The organism is Pelatocladus sp., from assembly GCF_059505505.1.
Genome location: NZ_JCACKS010000220.1, coordinates 24,021 through 44,872 on the forward strand (window position 1 = coordinate 24,021; position 20,852 = coordinate 44,872).

A 20,852-nucleotide genomic window follows, 5' to 3' on the forward strand; every position below is an offset into this window, starting at 1 on the left:
CCAGTCATCTACCAGTCATCTACCAGTCATCTACCAGTCATCTACCAGTCATCTACCAGTCATCTATCAGTCAGCCATCTACCAATCTTTTTTTTGAGAGCAAAATCGTTAGTAGAGATTTGGATGCAAACACTAGGGGTATCAAAATATGGGACTAAGCGGATAGTAGGGTATAGAAAACAGAGTATGGAAAATAGGGCATAACAATTGTGAATTTCTCATTTGGAATTAGGTTGGCTTTTTTACCTTTCTGGTTTTATATCTAATATCCGAAAAAATCTTCCATTTGTGGCAAGATTATGAATTAGACCTATACTTACACACCCTAGTTTCTACAAAAACTGGGTGTAAAAATAAAAATCCCCTAGTGCTTGATAGCCAACTAGGGAAGCAGAGTTACCAGGGTATATTTACTAATTCACAATTCTGGTTGTCTATATTGCCATCAGGATAAATTTTCCAGCTTTTTACGGTAAATGGAGAAATTTTTCACCATTCCACTAGATGTACCAAACGTGCTATGACCTCTGGTACAAACTAATATGTGGGCAAACCAGGGATCATATCAAGTCCGCTTGAATACTTATCATTAAGACTGGACGCGAAGACACGGTGATGTGGTGACGCGGTGAATTTTTTTTGATAAATAATTGAGCAGATTATGATATTCAACCCAGCATCAGCCAACAGTATTTTAGAGGAGTGGGTAGCAAAAGCAGGGGTAAACAAAAGATTATTTTGAATCTCTTTTTCCTTACCTGATGTCAGTTTCTAGCCTTTGAGTGAAAAGCAAAGATAAAATTTTGTTACATAGGGGACGTTTTTCTGGTAAAGATAGAAAAACTCCCCAGAGTGTATTAGCCAAACAGGGGAGTTAAAGATCAAGGTGCATCTACCAATAAAAATGTTCTAGGCACAGCCGACAAAATCCGGATTAAAGTTGTAGAAGTTGCAAAAGCAGCAAAACAACTGCAATCAGAAACATCTCAGTTGCAAAATGCATCTAAATGTATCATAAACAGCGAAACATTAACTTGAAAATGAATCGCGTGTAAAACCGGATCAGTAGGAGGCAAACAGGAGAAATTGTGACCCAGGAATTTCAAATTTCCGTAACCCCTGTAGGGCAAAACGACTACTTGGTGCGGACGGAAAGAGTCGCGCAGGGAGTGCCGTTGGCAGAAGAACTGGTGACTTGGCCTGTAGCTGATTGGTTGACAGCTGCTGGACATTTGATGAATGATCCATTGAAGTTAGTGTTACAGGGAGATGCGATCGCCAGAAACTCTCTCAACTTAGCAGCATTGGGTCGGGACTTTTACGAAAAATTGTTTAAAGGCACCCTTAGAGATAGTTGGATGGCTGCCCAAGGTATCGCCCAAAATCGCCAAGGTGTGTTGCGGTTACGTTTAGGATTAAAAGATAATCGGTTGGCACGTTTGCCTTGGGAAGTGATGCACGCAGGCGATCGCCCCATAGCTACGGGGCCGTACATTGCTTTTTCTCGCTTCCAATCTGGAATTAATGCTGCATCTCGTCTCCCATCAAATCTGCTGACACCGTCAGAAGAAGGTGGGATCAGAGTATTGATGATTATTGCTTCTCCTAATGATCGAACTCGTTTAAATTATCTCAAACAAGAAGCCGAAGAACTACAAGCGGAACTGCATCGTCAATCACCACGCTTCTCGGAAACTGGGGCTTATCTACCAGGAATTGAATTAACTTTGTTAGAACAACCAGGTAGAGAGGAATTAACACAAGTTCTTGAACAAAGACGCTATCACATCCTGCACTACTCCGGCCATAGTAACTTAGGTCCCAATGGCGGCGAAATTTATCTTGTCAGTAGTAGAACAGGGCTTACGGAAACACTCAGTGGAGACGACTTAGCAGGCTTACTCGTCAACAATAACATTCAAATGGCAGTGTTTAATTCCTGCTTAGGGGCATATGCAGCTACTTGTGATCCCACACAAGAAACTGGTGAACGCAATCTTACCGAAAGCTTAGTGAAGCGGGGTATCAGGAGTGTTCTGGCAATGTCAGAACGTATTCCTGATGAAGTTGCACTGACATTGACGCAGTTATTTTACCGCAACCTTGCTCAGGGATATCCTGTAGATCTGTGTGTGAGTCGAGTACGGCAAGGCTTAATTTCTGCCTATGGATCACATCAGATGTATTGGGCGTTGCCTATTTTGTATCTGGACAAAGATTTTAATGGTTATCTTGGACCAGAAACTGATGCACCCCAAACCACAAAATTACTCAACGATTATGAGCAGGCTGTAGGAGGAACACCAGAATTATACTCAGCCACAGCAGATAGTACTAGTCTGTCTTTGCCGATTGATAATATGATGCCCTCCGACCTGACACAAGAATCCTCGAACAGAGACTGGCTAGGTGAAGAAACCTGGGGCGATTTAGTAGATGAAATTGAATCTGATGATCCAACCTATGCTCAAGATTCTAATTTCGTTGCCGAGATATTTGGTGAACTAGGCAGTCAAATAGATGGTAACGAGCAAACTTCGATGACAGCTAAACTCATAGGAGAAGATGAAGAAGAGCATGAAAGTAATATAGATGAGAATGAAGAGATAGATGCTTTATGGGGAGAATTTGAACCGCAATTAGCCCCAAACAGACAAATTGCACCAGGAAGGGATGAAGTAGCTGTTGATGACAACTTAGGTACAGATGCAGATTGGCAAACTACTTTTGTTTCTTCTTATATTACTCCTTCTCAGAAAGCTTCTTATAGACGACGTGCTAGACGCCAGTTGTTATCTCTAATTAGTGTTGTCGGAGTGAGTGCGATCGCAATATTTGTAGGTATAAATTGGTGGCGGCAAAATCAACAAACTCCTACTCTATCTGATCTACCAGGAATTCCCACACCATCGAAATCTAGTCCCAGTCTCTCACCGATTAATCTCAAAACAGAGGCCACTGGAATTGTCACCGCTTATGCTACTGATAAACTCAGCAAGGGTGACTTACAAAATGGACTATTAGCTGTAGAAGCACTTCTTGATCGTAATGCTTTAGATAATGCGAAAACAGCCCTTGATCTTATTTCTGCCGATAAGTTAGACAATCCTTTTGTCAACTTTTTGAAAGGACGGTTAGCATGGCAATTTGCCCAAATCAAAGACACTAGATATAGTGTCGATGATGCCCGTCGATTTTGGGAAAATGCCGTGAAAACACAACCAAATTCCCTTTTATATTCTAATGCTTTAGGTTTTGCTTACTACACAGAAGGCAATCTCAATCGTGCCAACGACTCTTGGTTTAAAGCACTGAATGCAGCTGTCAAACAGAATGCATCAGTCAGCAATGTCGTAGCCAAACCAAAACAAGAAACTCAGGATGCTTTAACGGCTTACGCAGGATTAGCTATTGGATTATACAAATCTGCACGTAATCAGCCAGATTCTAAACGAGATCAATATATTAACGAAGCAATAAAACTGCGGCAAATGGTTATCAAAGATGATCCTATTAGTTTTCAAAAAAGTAAATTGGCTAACAATTGGATGTGGCCTGAAGAAGCAATTCAAGATTGGGAGTCTCTATTAAAAATAAATAGTAAAACTCAATAATTAACAAATAAATTAACAACTAAGCGTAATATTACGGAATTTATAAGTTTATATGTATCGTAGTTAACGTGAAATGGTATCAGTTAAGGTTTTGAGTTTTTGGAACCTCATTGAGTATCACAAGCTTGAGAACTAATTTCTCATGATGCCCTTTATTTGATATTGATTTTCGCACAAAATAAAAGTTGCTTGTATTTATATAAATTCTAAAGAAGAATACGATCAACTTATGAAGCTCAGTCTGTGCATGATTGTCAAAGACGAAGAAAAAGCACTTCCCAAATGTCTGGGCAGCGTCAAAAATGTGGTAGACGAAATCATAGTACTAGATACAGGTTCGAGCGATCGCACCGTGCATATAGCGAAAAAATTTGGTGCAAAGGTGCATGAGTTTCCATGGTGCAATGATTTCAGTGCAGCCCGAAATGCAGCCCTAAAGTATGTTACAGGTGATTGGGTTCTCGTTTTAGATGCAGATGAAAGTCTTGCACAGAAAGTTGTACCCCAATTGCAAGAGGCGATCTACAGAGAAGAATATTTACTGATTAATCTAGTTCGTCAAGAAGTCGGGGCGGTACAATCTCCCTATTCCTTAGTTTCTCGTTTATTTCGTCATCATCCAGATATCTATTTTTCCCGCCCTTATCATGCTTTAGTTGATGATAGCGTCACTGAAATTTTATCCAAAGAGCCACAATGGCAAGTAGGTTATTTGCAGGGTGTAGCAATTCTACATTCTGGTTATGAAAAACATGCAATTAACCAAAATAACAAATATGCTAAAGCACAAGCAGCAATGGAAGAGTTTTTAACAACTCATCCTGATGATCCCTATGTTTGCAGTAAACTAGGGGCATTGTATGTCGAAACTGGAAAAATTCCCGAAGGTGTGGAATTATTAGCAAGAGGAGTAACTACCGCAGAAGACAATTATGATATTTTGTATGAACTTTACTATCATTTAGGTATTGCTTACAGTCGATTACAAAATCTAAAACAGGCTGTTGCTCATTATCAAGCTGCAATTAAATTACCTATTTATCCTATGCTTAAACTAGGTGCTTACAACAATTTAGGTAATTTACTCAAAACAGCTGGAGATTTAAATAATGCCAAGATTGCTTATGAAAATACTTTGAAGATTGACCCCAATTTTGCCACAGGTCATTACAATTTGGGTATGACTCTCAAGGCAATGGGTTTATACACAGATGCGATCGCCTGCTATCAAAAAGCTATTGGGATCAACCCTAACTACGCAGATGCATATCAAAATCTAGGCGTTGTACTACTCAAAGTCGGTAATTTACAGGCTAGTTTAGTTGCCTTTAGTAGAGCGATCGCTTTGCATGAAAAATTTAATCCCCAAGAAGCACAGCGATTGCGGCAAGGATTGCAAGAAATGGGCTTAATTTAGGCGAATTATCCCAGATAATGACTAATAATCAAAAAAAAATCCTAAGCTTCCTGTAGAGGCTTAGGACACTCAATAAATGGATTGTTTCTAAAATAGCAAATTTTAATAAAAATTTAGATTGTTTTTATTTATATCTAGCGTTTATCGAGTTTTTTCTTGGCTAACAACATCCCTATCTTTACTCCGACGCTACACATAGGCTCGTATGATGAAGATATAGAAAAAAGTAGCCAAATTGTAACGGCATCACATGGGCAGTATTTGGGAACTTGATTTTTACTCCCGTCCAATTTTGGACGAAAATCAGAAAAAAGTTTGGGAAGTTCTAGTGTGCGAAAGTCCCTTAGATACGCGCACCAAAATTGATTCTTTGTTTCGCTATGCTCAGTATTGCCCCAGTACCCAGGTAAACTCTGTATGGCTGCGAACCGCTTTGCAGCAAGCAATAGATAAAGCAGGAGAAGCACCGATTAAAATCCGCTTTTTCCGTCGCCAAATGAATAATATGATTACCAAAGCTTGTGGTGATATTGGTATTCCAGCACAGCCAAGCCGACGGACTTTGATACTTAATCAATGGTTACAGCAGCGGATTGAACAAGTGTATCCACAAGAACCAGGGTATGAAGGCGGGATAAATCCCTCGGTACGTTTAGAAGCACCTTTACCTCAACGCTTACCAGATGCTTTGGAATGGCAACAATGGGGATTTGTGACTTTACCAGCATCAGAATTGTTTGATATGTCTGAGTGGGAAATTGACTTTGGTGAAGGATTTCCCTTGGAGTTAGCACAAATTTCTGTTGAAACTAACATTCCTGGTATCTTGATTTTCTCACCAAGAGCCTTACCTCTAGCAGGCTGGATGTCTGGATTAGATTTAGCTTGGTTGAGATTTGACGACAATCCCCAAGGAGGAAGATTGCTTTTAGAAACTGGTGCAACAGAAAGCTGGATTTTAGCGAATCTCAAAAAACCTCAAATTCTGTCAGAAGCAAGAAATTTTGAACAAGCCAAGCAAAAAGCCAAGGGAGTGCATTTTATTGGGGTGCAGTCTGATCCCCAATCCGAATCTTTTGCAGGATTTTGGCTGTTGTGTGAGATCAATCTGTCTTAAAGTGAATTGGGGAATAGTTGTTGGTGGTTAGTAGTTGCTTGTTTACTCCCCACACTCCCCACACTCCCCATCTCTCACTGCCAGTACAAAACATGGTGTCTAAAAAGTTACCAAAAGATACACTAGCAGAACAGTTGCTGGAACTAGCCTTAAAAGCCGGAGCAGAAGCTGCTGAAGTTTATCAATCGCGATCGCTTTCTCGACCAGTATTTTTTGAGGCAAACCGTCTCAAGCAGCTAGAAACTAGCCAAGCTGAGGGTACAGCATTAAGATTATGGTCTAATGGACGTCCGGGACTGGCAGTAGCCTATGGGATTATGGAACCACAAGCTTTGGTAGAACGCGCCTTATCTTTGAGTCAGCTAAATCAACCGGAAACCTTGGAGTTAGGCAGTAACTTCCAGCCCTCTTACCCTGACTTAGGGCAAAATGTAACAGTAGAAAAATTAGTGGAGTGGGGTAAAGAAACAATCGCCCTGATTCGTGACGTTTACTCAGAAGTTGTTTGCAACGGCGACTGGGAATGTGATGTGGAAACTACTAGACTCGTAAATACTAAAGGTCTCGATTGTTACTACAATGACACTACTCTCAGTTGCTATCTTTCGGCTGAATGGGTACGGGGAGACGATATTTTAAGTGTTTCCGATGGTGAAACCGAACGTGACAACCTCCAACCGAAAAAACTTGCTCACCAAATTTTACAGCATCTGGATTGGACAAAAGAAAACGTTCCACCGCCTCATGGTCGTGTCCCAGTTTTGTTTACTTCTAAAGCGGCTGATATGCTGTGGGGTACTGTGCAAGCTGCGTTAAATGCCAAACGTTTACTGGAAGGGGCTTCTCCTTGGGCAGAACGCATTGGTAAGTTAGTAGTTTCTCCCTCCCTTACCCTTTACCAAGATCCTGAAGCAGGACCCTACAGTTGTCCTTTTGATGATGAAGGTACTCCGACTCAGCCTATGGTGTTTATCCAAAACGGAGAATTACAAAATTTTTACTGCGATCGCACCACCGCAAGTCAACTTAGTAGTTTTTCCACTGGTAATGGTTTTCGTCCGGGTTTGGGTAGTTATCCCACCCCTGGCTTATTTAATTTTCTCATCCAACCTGGTTCAGGATCACTAACAGAATTAATTAAGTTACTGGATGATGGTTTAATTGTGGATCAAATGTTGGGTGCTGGTAGTGGCATTTCTGGTGATTTTTCTATCAACGTAGATTTAGGCTATCGTGTCCAAAATGGTCAGGTAGTAGGACGTGTAAAGGATACGATGGTGGCAGGTAACGTTTATACTGCACTCAAACAAATAGCTAAACTAGGTGGCGACGCTGATTGGAATGGTTCGTGTTATACTCCTTCTCTCATTGTGGAAGGACTATCTGTAACTGGTAGAAATAATTGAATTTCGTTTCAACACTTAATATTATCCGCTCATATTGGGGATTGGGGATCAGCAACAAGTCAAAAAGTTTTTAATTTTTAATTGTTTTGTCCCCAATCCCTATTACTGCTTCTTCAATGTAAAAAAGAAGGTAGTACCTACACCTAACTCTGATTCTACCCAAACTTCTCCGCCATACATTTCTACAATTTTTTTAACTATGGCTAATCCAATACCAGTACTATCTGAGTTTTTGTTGTCAGATAGTTTTTGAAAAATTTTAAATATGCGCTCAAAATGTTCTTTTTCAATACCACAACCGTTATCTTTAACACTGATTTGCCAATATCCATTCTTTTCAGTACAAGCAATTGTGATCTTACCTTGTGGTTTATCTATGAATTTAATGGCATTACTCAATAAATTTTGAAAAACTTGTTCTATACGAGTTTCTTCACAATAAACTATAGGTAATTCATTAGTTATATCTATTTGAATATTTTCGATGGGTTCGAGTAATTCAATGACTTCTGTGACGACATCATTTAAATTTACTCGCCTGATTTCTTCTTTAATGCGTCCAATTCGCGAGTATTGCAATATTGCATCTATTAAACTATATATTTTTTTTACTCTAGCAATTAGCAGATTAATTAATTCCTTACCTTCATCGTCCAACTTGTCTGCATAATCAGATACTAACCATTCTGATAATGAGCTAATTCCCCTGAGCGGTGCTTTTAAATCATGGGAGACTATATAGGCAAAATCGTTTAATTCTTTATTAGTACTTTCTAACTCTTTTAATAACAACGCCATTTTTTCTTGAGACTGTTGACGTTGAAGAATTTCTTGCTGGAGTAGTTCATTGGTGTTGGCAAGTTCTCCTGTACGCTGTTCTACCAATTCTTCCAAATTTTCTTTATATTGGCGCAATTCTTGTTCTACTCGCTTACGTTCTAGAATTTCTGTTTGTAAAGCCTTATTCGCTGCTTCTAGTTGCGCTGGGCTAGGAAGAGCTAATGCTTGAGGCACTAGAGGTATTATGGTCAAAGCAGTATAAACAGAAACCAAAGCTGTGACAGATTTAATAGCACCTGATAACCAATAATCTGGATGCCAAAGTGTCCACACTCCCATAATATGGGTGGTACCACAAGAGACGATAAAAGCTCCAAACAAGAGAAAAACACTCTTGAATGGTACATCTTCCCGCTTACAGACAAAATAAATCAGTGTCAGTGGAATTGAGTAATAAGACAGAGCAATGAGCGAATCTGCTAAGATATGTACCCATACTAACTCCGGCATCCATAGGTAACAATGACCATGTGGGATAAAATTCCCGCTATAAAAAAAGTTACTCCAAAAATCCACTGTCAAATCTCCGGTATATAGAGTTTAAATACTATATAAAAAGTGAAAGCAAAGCTAATTTAGGAAACATTTTTTGTCAAAATAAACAAGTTAATGTGAAAAAATATATTTCGCTATGTAGAATAAATCCAAAATCCAGAGTAATCTAAAATCCAAAATCCAAAATTGTTTGACCCTTGATAATTGACTAATGACTATTGACTTTCTCAGTCACCTTAACCCCAGTCAACGCCGCGCCGTTGAACACTTTTGTGGACCTTTGCTAGTTGTTGCTGGTGCAGGTTCCGGTAAAACACGAGCGCTAACTTATCGGATTGCTAATCTGATTTTGCAACATCGTGTCGATCCTGAAAATATCCTCGCAGTGACTTTCACCAATAAAGCAGCGCGGGAAATGAAAGACCGGATTCAGAAGTTATTTGCTGAACAGTTAGCGATCGCAGAATTTGGTGAACGTTTTGATCTACTACCAGAATACGATCAAGGCAAGCTAAAATCGCGAGTTTGGCGTACTTATATCAAAGATTTATGGTGTGGTACTTTCCATAGTTTGTTTTCTCGGATTCTCCGCTTTGATATTGAAAAATATCAAGACGAAAAAGGACGACGTTGGAACCGTAATTTTTCCATTTTTGATGAATCCGACGCTCAGAGTCTGGTAAAAGAAATAGTTACAAAACAGTTAAACCTGGACGATAAAAAATTTGAACCGCGTTCAGTACGCTACGCTATTAGTAATGCCAAAAATAAAGGTTTATCACCTCAATATTTTGAGAGAGAACAGCCAAATTATCGGGGAAGAGTGATAGCTGAAGTTTACAATAGATATCAAGAACGGCTAGCAGAAAATAATGCCCTGGATTTCGATGATTTGATTCTTGTACCTGTAAAATTATTTCAGCAAAACGAGCAGGTCTTGGGTTATTGGCATCGCAAGTTTCATCATATATTAGTAGATGAATATCAAGATACTAACCGGACTCAATATGATTTAATTCGGTTATTAGTAACACATGGTGAAAACAATAAGAATAACTGGGATTGGAGCGATCGCTCAGTTTTTGTAGTAGGTGATGCTGACCAATCAATCTATTCTTTTAGAATGGCTGACTTTACGATTTTGCTAGAGTTTCAGCAGGACTTCGGCGATGGTTTACAGGATGATGATACCAGGACAATGGTAAAATTAGAAGAAAATTATCGCTCCTGTGAAAATATTCTGCAAGCTGCCAACGAACTGATCGAAAACAACACCCAACGCATTGATAAAATTCTACGCGCCACTAGAGGTGCAGGCGAACAGATTTATTTTTTCAAAGCTGATGACGAAATTGTTGAAGCCGAATTTGTTATTAATCAAATTCGCAATTTAGAAAGAGAAAACCCGGAATTAGATTGGGGAAGTTTTGCGATTCTTTATCGTACGAATGCTCAATCTCGCCCCTTTGAGGATCTTTTAGTCCGAGCGCAAATTCCCTACACTGTTGTTGGCGGGTTAAAGTTTTATGACCGCAAAGAAATTAAAGATGTACTCGCTTATTTAAGAGCGATCGCTAACCCAGCTGATACACTCAGTTTATTACGGGTGATTAACACTCCTCGCCGGGGAATCGGTAAAGCGACGATTGATAACTTAGTTGGTGCAGCTCAAGAATTAGGCACAACTTTGTGGGAAATACTGAGCGACGAAACATCAGTTAATACCTTAGCTGGACGTTCTGCCAAATCTGTAAATAAGTTTGCAGCCATGATTAGCCGTTGGCAAGCAGAACTAGCAACCATGCCAGCCTCCGATATTTTACAAGGTATAGTAGAAGACTCTGGTTATGTGCAAGACTTGATGAATCAGGGAACAGACGAAGCAGAAGACAGAGTAGAAAACGTCCAAGAGTTATTCAACGCCGTACTGCAATTTCAAGAAGAAAACGAAGAAGTTTCCTTGGGAAATTTCCTCGCCAGTGCAGCTTTGAGTTCCGATTTAGATAATCTCAAAGAAGGACAAAAAGCCGTTTCGTTGATGACTCTCCACGCTTCCAAAGGCTTAGAGTTTCCTGTGGTGTATATGGTGGGGTTAGAACAGGGGTTATTTCCTAACTACCGTTCGATGAACGATCCCTCAGCTTTGGAAGAAGAACGCCGTTTGTGTTATGTGGGGATTACTCGCGCCCAAGAAAGATTATTTATCTCCCACGCGCGGGAACGTCGCCTTTATGGTAGTCGAGAACCAGCAGTGCGATCGCAATTCCTCGACGAATTACCCGAAGAATTATTAGTTACTCATCGTCCTGGTAGAGTTGCTTACACAAAAACAGCTAATGGAAATGTACCACAGCGCGGAACCAAAACCAAACAAAGCGTTACAGAAAATTGGCAAGTAGGCGATCGCGTCTTACACAAAATCTTTGGCGAAGGTGAAATTACACACGTCTTTGGTTCTGAGAAAAAAGTTTCTGTAGCAATTAAATTTGATCACCTTGGTCAAAAAATTATCGATCCTCAAGTTGCACAGTTGCAACGGGTGGATTAGGGGAGTGCGAGGATGCAATATGGAAAAAACTAACTCCAGTAATTAAAGTACTTCTAGTTTTATGACCGACTCTGGTTCAGATGACAACTCCCAATTACTTTCTGTAACTCAAACTGCCAGGTTACTTAATGTAACCCGTCAGCGAGTTCACGACCTCATCAAAAATGGTCAAATTGGAGCTTGCAAACTTGGGCGTTACTACTACATAGAAACTGTTGAGGTAGAAAGATATAAGAATCAACCTACTGGAAAACCCTATCAGCCACGTAGCACAACTTCCAAAGAAAACTCCATTTACAATTGTCAATAGAGTTTGTAGACTCAAACAATACTAACGTACTGAGGGTTAAGTCAATGCTCCCATTTCAAGCGATCGCACCTGATGTTGCAACTCAAAAAGGATTGCAACAGGTTTATATGAGTGAACATGGTATCCTCTATCAAGGAGACTGTCTTAAACTTCTGTCAGCGTTACCTGATGAGTGTGTAGACCTTGTATTTGCTGATCCACCTTTTAATCTTGGTAAAGAATATGGTGAAGGTGTCAGTGATCAGATGGAGGTGGATAAGTATTTAGGCTGGTCAAAACAGTGGCTTGGCGAGAGCATTCGAGTACTTAAACCTGGTGGCAGTTTATTTGTCTTCAACCTGCCTAAATGGTGCATAGAGTACGGTGCATATCTCAATCAGAGGGGGATGTGGTTTCGGCATTGGATTGCTTGCAGAATGCCGAAGGCTTTTCCCAGAGGTAAAAAAATGTCTCCTGCTCACTACGGACTGATCTATTACACCAAAGGAGAACCAGCTGTCTTCAACAAAGTTTATACACCAATTCAAGTTTGTCGGCATTGTGGTGGAGAAATTCGTGACTATGGTGGACATCGAAAAAAACTCAATGAAAAGGGTATTAATTTGATGGATGTCTGGGATACGCCGGAGGATGTTTGGGAAGATGTCCCTGACGCTGATCCTACAGAAATTTTATGGACATTAGCAGAGGAAATGTGGACTGATATTCCACCAGTTCGGCATCGTCGGCATAAAAAACGAGTTCCCAATGAACTGGCTCCCATTATGCTAGAGCGGATTATTGCAATGGCATCCAATCCAGAGCAGCTTGTGCTTGATCCATTTGGGGGTTCTGGCACTACATTCTATGCAGCAGAAAAATTACACCGTTACTGGATTGGTTCGGAAATTGGTGATACAGAGCCAGCAATAGAACGATTGACTGATTTGGCTAATGGAATAATAGAGCAATGGGAATCGGCAAGAGGAAACAAAAAATTGAAGCAACGCAAAACAAATACATTACAACTGCCAATTCCTTATTCTACATAGCTTTTACTACAGAAAAATTCAAACTAAAGCACGACCATCTGTTCCTTTAGTGATTGTTGGTACATTAGGATCTATCTGATCATGTTCAATCACGAAGATTGCCAGAAAACCCTCTTCAAGTCGGACTGAGCGCCAAACATCAAAGTATGGCTCTAGCTCTTCATAGTTGCCTATCCGATCAGTTAAATAAGGGTAAATTTTTCTACTTGGAAGTACCAAGACAGCACCGAGAAAAACACCACGTAGCAATCCCAGAACCATTTTATTGACTGCTCTATGGCTTGAGGAAATATTGCCTGTTTCCCACTCAAGTGCAAAAAGATGGTTGTCAATAACTTTTGTTGCATCCACTTTTCCTGGTGATCTGGTTGCATAGTTAATTGAAGTTTCCAACTTCCATCCAAATTTATCCCTCAGTGCAATCATACAAGCTTCTTTAATTGGCTTGACACCATTACCATGCTTTGCTGGATTGATGGTAAAGCTGGATGTACCAGGAGGATGAACAATTAGAGAAATAGCATCACGAATTTCCGCTCTAATGATAGACCAATCGCTTGATTCTTCAAAACTTCCAACACTGATTAGAGAAACTTCTTGCACAATTTTCATACTGACTACTCACTGAGTTAGTTAAGCCAGAGTAGTGCAGTTTTGCCTATTTATTGCGAGAGTTAAGCTTTGTTTCTACATCATTCAACCTTATACAATTCCTTATACAACTCATCTGGCTTTTTCAGTCCTGTTGTAGTATTTACAAATTGGATAGTCTGTTATCTTAAATTCTCCACTTTCTAGGCTTGATGCGGTTTAATAAACTTAATCTAAATGTAAACTGCGTTGGAAAAATCAGGCGACAAGGGAGAAATATCAATTCAAAATTCAGAACTTTTTTACTTATTACCCCAATCCCCAATTTCTCACCCCTTTTCCCAATCCCCAATGACTATTCACAACTTTCACTGATAAACTTGAACTTTCCGCCTTGCCAAATAATTAGCGCCTATGGTGCATATAAAAAGGGTTGAACTTACCAATTTTAAATCCTTCGGTGGCACTACCTCTGTCCCTCTGCTATCGGGGTTTACTGTCGTTTCTGGTCCGAATGGTTCCGGGAAATCGAATATTCTTGATTCGTTGCTGTTTTGCTTAGGACTTTCTAGTTCTAAGGGAATGCGCGCCGATCGCCTACCTGATCTTGTCAACACAACTCAAACTAGTAAGTCTCGTAGTGCTGTGGAAGCGATTGTGACGGTGACGTTTGATTTATTGGATCATGAACCAGATGAATTTTTAGATATGGAACCGATTGTTTCCACTGTCGAAGTTGATACTTTCGATGACGAAACCCCCCCTGTATCCCCCCCGTACACGGGGGGGACGGAAGGGGAGGTTGAACCAACAGAAGACGAAAGAAATCGCAAACAAAAAATCCGCGCGATCGCTGGTGGAGAGTGGAGTGTCACTCGGAGATTACGCGTAACTCCTCAAGGAACTTATACCTCAAACTATTACATTAACGGAATTTCTACTACTCTGACAGAGTTACACGAAGAATTAGAGCGTCTGCGGGTTTATCCAGAAGGTTACAACGTCGTTTTGCAAGGGGACGTTACCAGCATTATTTCGATGAATGCGCGGGAAAGGCGGGAAATTATTGATGAGTTGGCAGGGGTGGCTTCTTTTGATCGTAAAATTAAGCAAGCTAAAAATACTCTGGAAGAAGTTAGGGAAAAAGAAGACAGTTGTCGAATTATTGAAACCGAATTAACTACACAGTGCGATCGCTTGTCGCAAGATAAAGCTAAAGCCGAAAAATACCAAAAGCTCCGGACTGAATATCTCGAAAAACAAAAGTGGGAAGCGGTTTTATCTTGGCGTACCCTGCAAAATCATCAAGAAAAGTTAGCAAACCAAATTCAAGCAGGCGATCGCACTTCTACTGAACTCACTGAACAACTCACTCACCTTAACACCCACATTACCCAAAAAAATCTTGAACTTGACCAACTCAACGCCCGTGTGAAAGCATTGGGAGAAGAAGAACTGTTAGCAGTACAAGCAATTCTGGCAAATCAAGAAGCGGAACGTAAACAACTTCAGCGTCAACAAACTGAACTCGAAACAGCATCCCAAGAAACAGCCAAGCGTTTAACTCAAACTCAGCAAGAAATTCAACAGCATCAGCAAACTATAGAACAATTGGTGCAACAACAAAATGTAGAGACGTTACATGTAACGTCTCTACAACAAGAACGCGACGCAGTTCAACAACAATTAGAAAATTCCCGCCAAGCAGCAGCAGAAATCGCATCAGCTTCCGAAGCGTGGGTACAACAACAAACTGCACTCAATCGCCAAATTGAAACTTTGCTGCAAACGGTCGAACCCCAACGCACCGAACAAGCGCAGCTAAGGGAACGAAACAATCAACTACAGCAGCAAATTCAAGAACAAACCCAGTTAATTCAAACAGTAGAACCAGAAATTGCTGATAAACAATCCCAAATTTCTGATGTAGAGACGTTACATGTAACGTCTCTACAACAAATCGAAACCTTAACGCCAAATCTCACCGCTACAGAACAAGAATTACAAATCCAACAGGAAACCCAAAAGCGCCTTTTACAAGAACAGCGCGAAAAACAACGCCAGTTGGATAAATTAGAAGCACAAGCGCAAGCACAGCAAGAAGTCCAAGGGACTGGTGCAAGTAAAGTCATTCTCCAATCAGGAATGTCTGGGATTTGTGGGCTGGTTGTGAAGTTAGGACGAGTGGAACCGCGTTTTCAACTAGCTTTGGAAATTTCTGCTGGGGCGCGGTTGGGACATATTGTGGTGGAAAATGATGCTGTCGCCGCAGCTGGCATTGAATTATTAAAGCAAAGACGGGCGGGGAGAGCAACCTTTTTACCGTTAAATAAAATTCAAGCACCCAGATTTACCCATGATGCAACGCTGCGTTTGGCTCAAGGTTTTATTGGTTATGCTGTGAATTTGGTAGAATGTGCGCCGCGTTATCGTGATGTGTTCGCTTACGTTTTCGGAAATACAGTCGTGTTTTCCACCTTAGAACACGCGCGGAAAAATTTGGGACTTTACCGCATTGTCACCCTCGAAGGCGAATTGTTAGAAACTAGCGGTGCGATGACTGGTGGTAGCGTTTTCCAACGTTCGGCGTTACGCTTTGGTAGTGGTGAAGCGGGCGATCATGTAGAGACTTTACATGTAACGTCTCTACGCAAGCGGTTGGAGGATATTGAAAGAATTTTGGAACGTTGTACTGAGGCGATCGCATCTCTTGCAACTCGCACCAAACAGCTTTCCCAAGAATTAACAGAAGCACGTCAAACTAGGCGCGAACAGCAATTACAGCTAGAACAGTTACAAAAAGAAATCAAAACCCTGACTTCGCAGTTAGAAACCACGCGATCGCAACTTAGCCAAAATACCGAAAAATTAACTTCTGCTCAATCACGCTTGGAAGTTCTGGATCGGGAATTACCAGACCAGGAGCAACAATTACAACAACTACGCCACGCACTCACAGAGTTGGAAGCCTCCCAAACTCCCCAGGAATGGCAGCAAATCCAAGCTGTGATTAAAGAACAAGAGCAACAATTGCAACAACGTGACCAGGTGTTACGGTCAGCCGAACAAAACCTCAAAGACTTAGAAAATCGGCAACAACGCTTACAGGAGAAAATTCAAGAATCAGAACAGCGTATTATTGAATACCAAAGACAAGAAACATCATGTAGAGACACGAAATTTCGCGTCTCCAATGAAATCACCACCACAGACGAACAAATCTCCCAAACCCGCCAGCGTTTGAGCGAAATGGAAGCGAATTTGGGAGAAGAAAAACAAAAGCGCGATCGCACCGAACAGGAATTACGTGGTGACACCCAGCGTCAACAACAATTAGAGTGGGAAATTCAAAAACTCCAAGAAACCCAGCAAACACGACGGGAAGAACTCGCCAATCTTCAAGCGCAACTGCAAACAGTGGTAGCTGACTTACCATCACCCTTACCAGAAGTACCAGATAAAGTTGATTTAGAAGAGTTGCAAAAAGAATTGCGATCGCTTGCCAAACGCCTGCAAGCAATGGAACCTGTTAATATGCTGGCGTTAGAACAATACGAACGTACACAAAAACGGTTAGAAGAACTCAGTCAAAAGTTGCAGACGTTAGAAGCAGAACGCACCGAATTATTGTTACGAATTGAAAACTTTACCACACTCCGCCAGCGTGCTTTTAAAGAAGCATTCGACGCCGTTAATGAAAACTTTAAATCCATTTTTGCCACTCTTTCTGAAGGTGACGGCTATTTACAACTCGACAATCCCGAAGATCCCTTTATCAGTGGCTTAAATTTAGTCGCACACCCCAAAGGTAAACCAGTACAGCGCCTTGCTTCCATGTCTGGGGGAGAAAAATCTCTCACCGCCTTAAGCTTTATTTTTGCCCTCCAAAGATATCGTCCCTCACCGTTTTATGCATTTGATGAAGTAGATATGTTTCTGGATGGAGCAAACGTGGAACGATTAGCTAAAATGATTAAACAACAGGCGCAACAAGCACAATTTATAGTTGTGAGTTTGCGTCGCCCGATGATAGAATCAGCCGAACGCACAATTGGCGTTACTCAAGCCAGAGGTGCTTTTACTCAAGTGTTGGGTATTAAGTTACAATCGTCTAATACATCGGCTTGAGTTTTTGTTAATAATAGTGTATAGATAAACCGGATTCGAGATCAGGGACTCGGTATAGAATGACCTCTGAACAAATAATTAGGCGTTCCGATATTTTAAATACCCAGGTGATTACCCGTGACAACGGTAAACGGCTAGGCATAGTCAGTCAAGTCTGGGTGGATGTAGATCAGCGAGAGGTTGTGGCTCTTGGCTTACGAGACAGCCTGATCTCCGTGTCTGGCATACCGCGCTATATGTACCTCAACAACATCAACCAAATCGGGGATGTAATTTTGGTTGATAACGAGGATGTCATCGAAGACATTGAGGTTGAGGCTTTCAGCAACCTGATAAGTTGGGAAGTAATTACAGAAACAGGTGAAGTCTTAGGAAAAGTCCGGGGCTTCAAGTTCAACGGCGAGACCGGGAAGATATATTCTATCACCATCGCCTCTTTAGGACTACCCCAAATTCCTGATTCCTTCCTCAGTACCTACGAACTATCCATCGAAGAAATTGTCAGCACAGGCCCCAACCGATTAATTGTCTTCGAGGGGGCTGAAGAACGGGTAACTCAGTTAACAGTAGGTGTTCTAGAGCGCCTTGGTATCGGTAGAGCGCCTTGGGAACGCGAAGACGTGGACGACTACAACTACGCGCCGCGTCAAGTCGCACCTGCGAACCAACTACCAAGTGGAGTCCCCATTGAACCAATTAAACCCAAAATTCGCACTCCCGAACCTGTAGCAGATAAGGAATGGGACGAAGACTATTACGAAGAGGAACGTCCACCTCAAAGACGGGTGATGGAAGCACGAGCCTACGAGTCCATCCGCTACGAAGAAGAAGAGGAAGAAGACAACTGGAGTGAAGCTACGGGTAAAGATAGGTACGAAGCCCAACCTTACGAACCACCCCAACCTTACACCAGTAAATCCTACGTCGAAGATTACGAAGATTACGACGACGACCTCAAGCGCGACGCTTGGGACGACGAACCCCCACAACCAGTGAACATTCCCAAGAAAGTCAAAGAGAAAATGCCAGAGTATGAAGAAGAAGGCGGCTATTAAATCAGTTAACAGTGATCAGTTATCAGTGATCAAGGGTTAATAATCTGCGAGTATAGATCCCCGGCTTTAGAAAAGTCGGGGATCTTTCAATGAGGGGTAATTTTGAAAGTTCGTAGTCAGCACTTTAGTGCTTATGGTGTAATGTATTTTTCTTCGAGTCTTAGTGTCTTATAGCACTTCTCACTCGATTGCAATACAGTCGGAACCCCACCCCGGCTTTGCTGACGCAAAACCTCCCCTCCCCGCTTGCCTGCGGTGTACACAGAAGTCTTATAAAGTTGCCTAGTAGCGTTTTGATCCCCCCTAACCCCCCTTAAAAAAGGGGGAACTAGAATCAAAGTCCCCCTTAAAAAGGGGGATTTAGGGGGATCAGAGGATTTATGTGTACACCGCAGCCCCGCAAGCGGGGAGGGGATTAAGGGGTGGGGTACGTATTGGACACAACCGAGAACTGCTATAGTAGTTAAAAAATTGACTTTTGAACCACCAAGGCACAAAGACACGAAGGTGAACTGATAACTGATAACTGATATAAAAATCTCTATCACCAGTAATACCACAGCTGGTATTGTGAAAGCGGCAAGACCAAAGCAAAAGTAAAAAGATGGAAATCGCTACAACCACAGTACCCCGTTGGTTTGTTCGCAGAGATATTGATGGTTTATTTGGGCTGGCGCTCGATAATTTTATTCAAATTTTATTGATTGTTAATTTATGTCAAACAGTGCTTGGCTTTCCTGCGTCGTTGGTTTATGGGCGCATTTTGCCAGGAATTGCTTTAAGTTTGATTGTTGGCAACCTCTATTATGCATGGTTAGCCAAGGAGCAGGGCAAACGTGAGCAACGGGACGATATTACTGCTTTGCCCTATGGAATTAACACCGTCAGCCTGTTTGCCTATATTTTTCTGGTGATGTTACCTGTAAGATTAGCGGCAATTTCTGGGGGTGCATCTAGCGAACAAGCTGCTGAATTGGCTTGGCAAGCAGGACTTGTGGCTTGCTTTGGTTCGGGTTTGATAGAATTTGCTGGGGCTTGGGTAGGAGAGCCACTGCGCCGTCTCGCTCCCCGTGCAGCACTGCTTTCCACTTTGGGCGGTATTGCGCTGACTTTTATTGCCATTGGTTTTCTATTTCGTACTTTTGCCAATCCTGTAGTCGGTTTAGTGCCTCTTGGTGTAATTCTGGTGACTTATTTTGGGCGGGTGCGATTTGACATACCCGGTGGCTTGTTAGCTGTTATTTTAGGAATTGCCCTTGCTTGGACAACAGGTTTGCTAAGTTGGGATCAGGCTAAGTTTGCCGCTACCCTACAACCAATTGGGTTTTATCTGCCTGGATTATGGCTAGGAAAATTTTGGAGCAGTCGTTCAGTCTTGGTGGAATATTTCAGCATTATTTTACCAATGGGATTATTTAATCTTGTTGGCAGTCTCCAGAATTTAGAAAGTGCGGAAGCTGCGGGTGATAATTATCCGGCTGCTCCTTGTCTGGCGGCAAATGGTATTGGTACATTAGTTGCTGCTATTTGTGGTTCCTGTTTTCCGACTACTATTTATATTGGTCATCCTGGTTGGAAAGCTTTGGGAGCAAGAGTTGGTTACTCTGTACTTAATGGCATAATTATGGGCTTGCTTTGCTTGACTGGAACTGTAGCGATGCTGGCTTACTTTGTGCCGATCGAAGCGGGGATGGCAATTGTGTTGTGGATTGGAATTGTGATTGTCGCTCAAAGCTTTACAGCCACGCCGTCGCACCATGCACCAGCAGTAGTTGTGGGACTATTACCGGGGATTGCTGGTTGGGGTGCTTTAATTGCCAAAAATGCGCTGCGAGCAGCAGGTTTGGGTACAGTAGAGAAACCTTTGACACCAGCTTTAATTGAGCAGTTTAAGTTGAGCGATACATATATTGATGGGGCTTTTGCTCTGGAACAGGGGTTTATTTTTTCTGCCATGATTTTAGCGGGCATAACAGTTTATATTATTGAGCGCAAGTTTCGCCAAGCTGCCTATTGGTCTTTGCTTGCTGCTGTTATCTCCTGGGTTGGATTAATGCACAGTTATCGTTGGACTGTCGCAGATACAGTTGTTAATTTAGGCGCTGGAACTGGTACACCTTGGGCTATTGGCTATATAATGCTGGCGATTCTCTTGTTCTATGTCGATTGGCAAGAAAGACGTAGGCTAAAAACTCCGTCAACGAGTGTTTGAACTTCGTTGACGTCTGTTCTCCGTTTCCTTGATCCTACGGTGTACACATAAGTCAAAATTTTTCATGTTGAAACTGTATCCCGCCTAG

At 41.6% G+C, this 20,852-nt stretch carries 12 protein-coding genes; 10 read left to right on the top strand and 2 right to left on the bottom strand.

Annotation, left to right across the window (positions count from 1 at the left end):
- Positions 1 to 1,088 precede the first annotated feature (1,088 nt).
- The 4 genes from hetF (at position 1,089) to AC5JMK_RS20245 (ending at position 7,554) form a co-directional block, all read left to right on the top strand.
- Complete coding sequence (hetF, locus tag AC5JMK_RS20230; RefSeq protein ID WP_495910894.1) at positions 1,089 to 3,614, top strand: cell division protein HetF; 2,526 nt, start codon at positions 1,089 to 1,091, stop codon at positions 3,612 to 3,614.
- Positions 3,615 to 3,861: 247 nt separating this feature from the next.
- Complete coding sequence (locus tag AC5JMK_RS20235; RefSeq protein WP_096677307.1) at positions 3,862 to 5,031, top strand: tetratricopeptide repeat protein; 1,170 nt, start codon at positions 3,862 to 3,864, stop codon at positions 5,029 to 5,031.
- Between the two features lie 250 nt (positions 5,032 to 5,281).
- Positions 5,282 to 6,148, top strand: coding sequence for a Tab2/Atab2 family RNA-binding protein (locus AC5JMK_RS20240; protein ID WP_096677308.1), 867 nt, complete (start codon positions 5,282 to 5,284; stop codon positions 6,146 to 6,148).
- A 92-nt stretch (positions 6,149 to 6,240) separates the two neighbouring features.
- A complete protein-coding gene (locus tag AC5JMK_RS20245) occupies positions 6,241 to 7,554 on the top strand; it encodes a TldD/PmbA family protein (protein ID WP_495910899.1) in 1,314 nt (437 codons plus the stop codon).
- 102 nt (positions 7,555 to 7,656) lie between these two features.
- On the opposite strand, the gene AC5JMK_RS20250 is transcribed toward AC5JMK_RS20245, so the two are convergent.
- Entirely contained in the window at positions 7,657 to 8,844 is a 1,188-nt protein-coding gene (locus AC5JMK_RS20250) for a sensor histidine kinase (RefSeq protein ID WP_495910895.1), read from the bottom strand.
- Positions 8,845 to 9,100: 256 nt separating this feature from the next.
- Between AC5JMK_RS20250 and pcrA the strand changes: the two genes are divergently transcribed.
- The 3 genes from pcrA (at position 9,101) to AC5JMK_RS20265 (ending at position 12,778) form a co-directional block, all read left to right on the top strand.
- Positions 9,101 to 11,437, top strand: a complete 2,337-nt coding sequence (gene pcrA / locus AC5JMK_RS20255) for a DNA helicase PcrA (protein WP_495910896.1) — start codon at positions 9,101 to 9,103, stop codon at positions 11,435 to 11,437.
- Between the two features lie 61 nt (positions 11,438 to 11,498).
- Positions 11,499 to 11,747, top strand: coding sequence for a helix-turn-helix domain-containing protein (locus AC5JMK_RS20260; protein ID WP_096677312.1), 249 nt, complete (start codon positions 11,499 to 11,501; stop codon positions 11,745 to 11,747).
- 44 nt (positions 11,748 to 11,791) lie between these two features.
- The gene (locus tag AC5JMK_RS20265; RefSeq protein ID WP_096677313.1) at positions 11,792 to 12,778 is read left to right on the top strand and encodes a DNA-methyltransferase; all 987 of its coding nucleotides are present in this window, start codon (positions 11,792 to 11,794) and stop codon (positions 12,776 to 12,778) included.
- 18 nt (positions 12,779 to 12,796) lie between these two features.
- Here AC5JMK_RS20265 and AC5JMK_RS20270 read toward each other — a convergent pair whose 3' ends face one another.
- Positions 12,797 to 13,390 carry a PDDEXK family nuclease gene (locus tag AC5JMK_RS20270; protein WP_096677314.1) on the bottom strand — a complete coding sequence of 198 codons (594 nt, stop codon included), beginning with the start codon at positions 13,388 to 13,390 and terminating at the stop codon, positions 12,797 to 12,799.
- Between the two features lie 393 nt (positions 13,391 to 13,783).
- Here AC5JMK_RS20270 and smc point away from each other — a divergent pair, with 393 nt between their 5' ends.
- The 3 genes from smc to AC5JMK_RS20285 all read left to right on the top strand — a co-directional run bounded on the left by smc (position 13,784) and on the right by AC5JMK_RS20285 (position 20,764).
- The gene (gene smc / locus AC5JMK_RS20275; protein ID WP_495910897.1) at positions 13,784 to 17,497 is read left to right on the top strand and encodes a chromosome segregation protein SMC; all 3,714 of its coding nucleotides are present in this window, start codon (positions 13,784 to 13,786) and stop codon (positions 17,495 to 17,497) included.
- Positions 17,498 to 17,556: 59 nt separating this feature from the next.
- Entirely contained in the window at positions 17,557 to 18,552 is a 996-nt protein-coding gene (locus AC5JMK_RS20280) for a PRC-barrel domain-containing protein (protein ID WP_096677316.1), read from the top strand.
- A gap of 604 nt (positions 18,553 to 19,156) precedes the next feature.
- Complete coding sequence (locus AC5JMK_RS20285; RefSeq protein WP_495910898.1) at positions 19,157 to 20,764, top strand: NCS2 family permease; 1,608 nt, start codon at positions 19,157 to 19,159, stop codon at positions 20,762 to 20,764.
- Positions 20,765 to 20,852: the final 88 nt, after the last annotated feature.

Excerpts from the sequence above, each read along its gene's own strand:
- AC5JMK_RS20235 (WP_096677307.1), top strand. The coding sequence starts at position 3,862 with ATGATTGTCAAAGACGAAGAAAAAGCACTTCCCAAATGTCTGGGCAGC.
- AC5JMK_RS20245 (WP_495910899.1), top strand. The coding sequence starts at position 6,241 with ATGGTGTCTAAAAAGTTACCAAAAGATACACTAGCAGAACAGTTGCTG.
- AC5JMK_RS20265 (WP_096677313.1), top strand. The coding sequence starts at position 11,792 with ATGCTCCCATTTCAAGCGATCGCACCTGATGTTGCAACTCAAAAAGGA.
- AC5JMK_RS20250 (WP_495910895.1), bottom strand. The coding sequence starts at position 8,844 with ATGCCGGAGTTAGTATGGGTACATATCTTAGCAGATTCGCTCATTGCT.
- AC5JMK_RS20270 (WP_096677314.1), bottom strand. The coding sequence starts at position 13,390 with ATGAAAATTGTGCAAGAAGTTTCTCTAATCAGTGTTGGAAGTTTTGAA.
- AC5JMK_RS20240 (WP_096677308.1), top strand. The coding sequence starts at position 5,282 with ATGGGCAGTATTTGGGAACTTGATTTTTACTCCCGTCCAATTTTGGAC.
- AC5JMK_RS20260 (WP_096677312.1), top strand. The coding sequence starts at position 11,499 with ATGACCGACTCTGGTTCAGATGACAACTCCCAATTACTTTCTGTAACT.
- AC5JMK_RS20280 (WP_096677316.1), top strand. The coding sequence starts at position 17,557 with ATGACCTCTGAACAAATAATTAGGCGTTCCGATATTTTAAATACCCAG.
- pcrA (WP_495910896.1), top strand. The coding sequence starts at position 9,101 with ATGACTATTGACTTTCTCAGTCACCTTAACCCCAGTCAACGCCGCGCC.
- AC5JMK_RS20285 (WP_495910898.1), top strand. The coding sequence starts at position 19,157 with ATGGAAATCGCTACAACCACAGTACCCCGTTGGTTTGTTCGCAGAGAT.
- smc (WP_495910897.1), top strand. The coding sequence starts at position 13,784 with ATGGTGCATATAAAAAGGGTTGAACTTACCAATTTTAAATCCTTCGGT.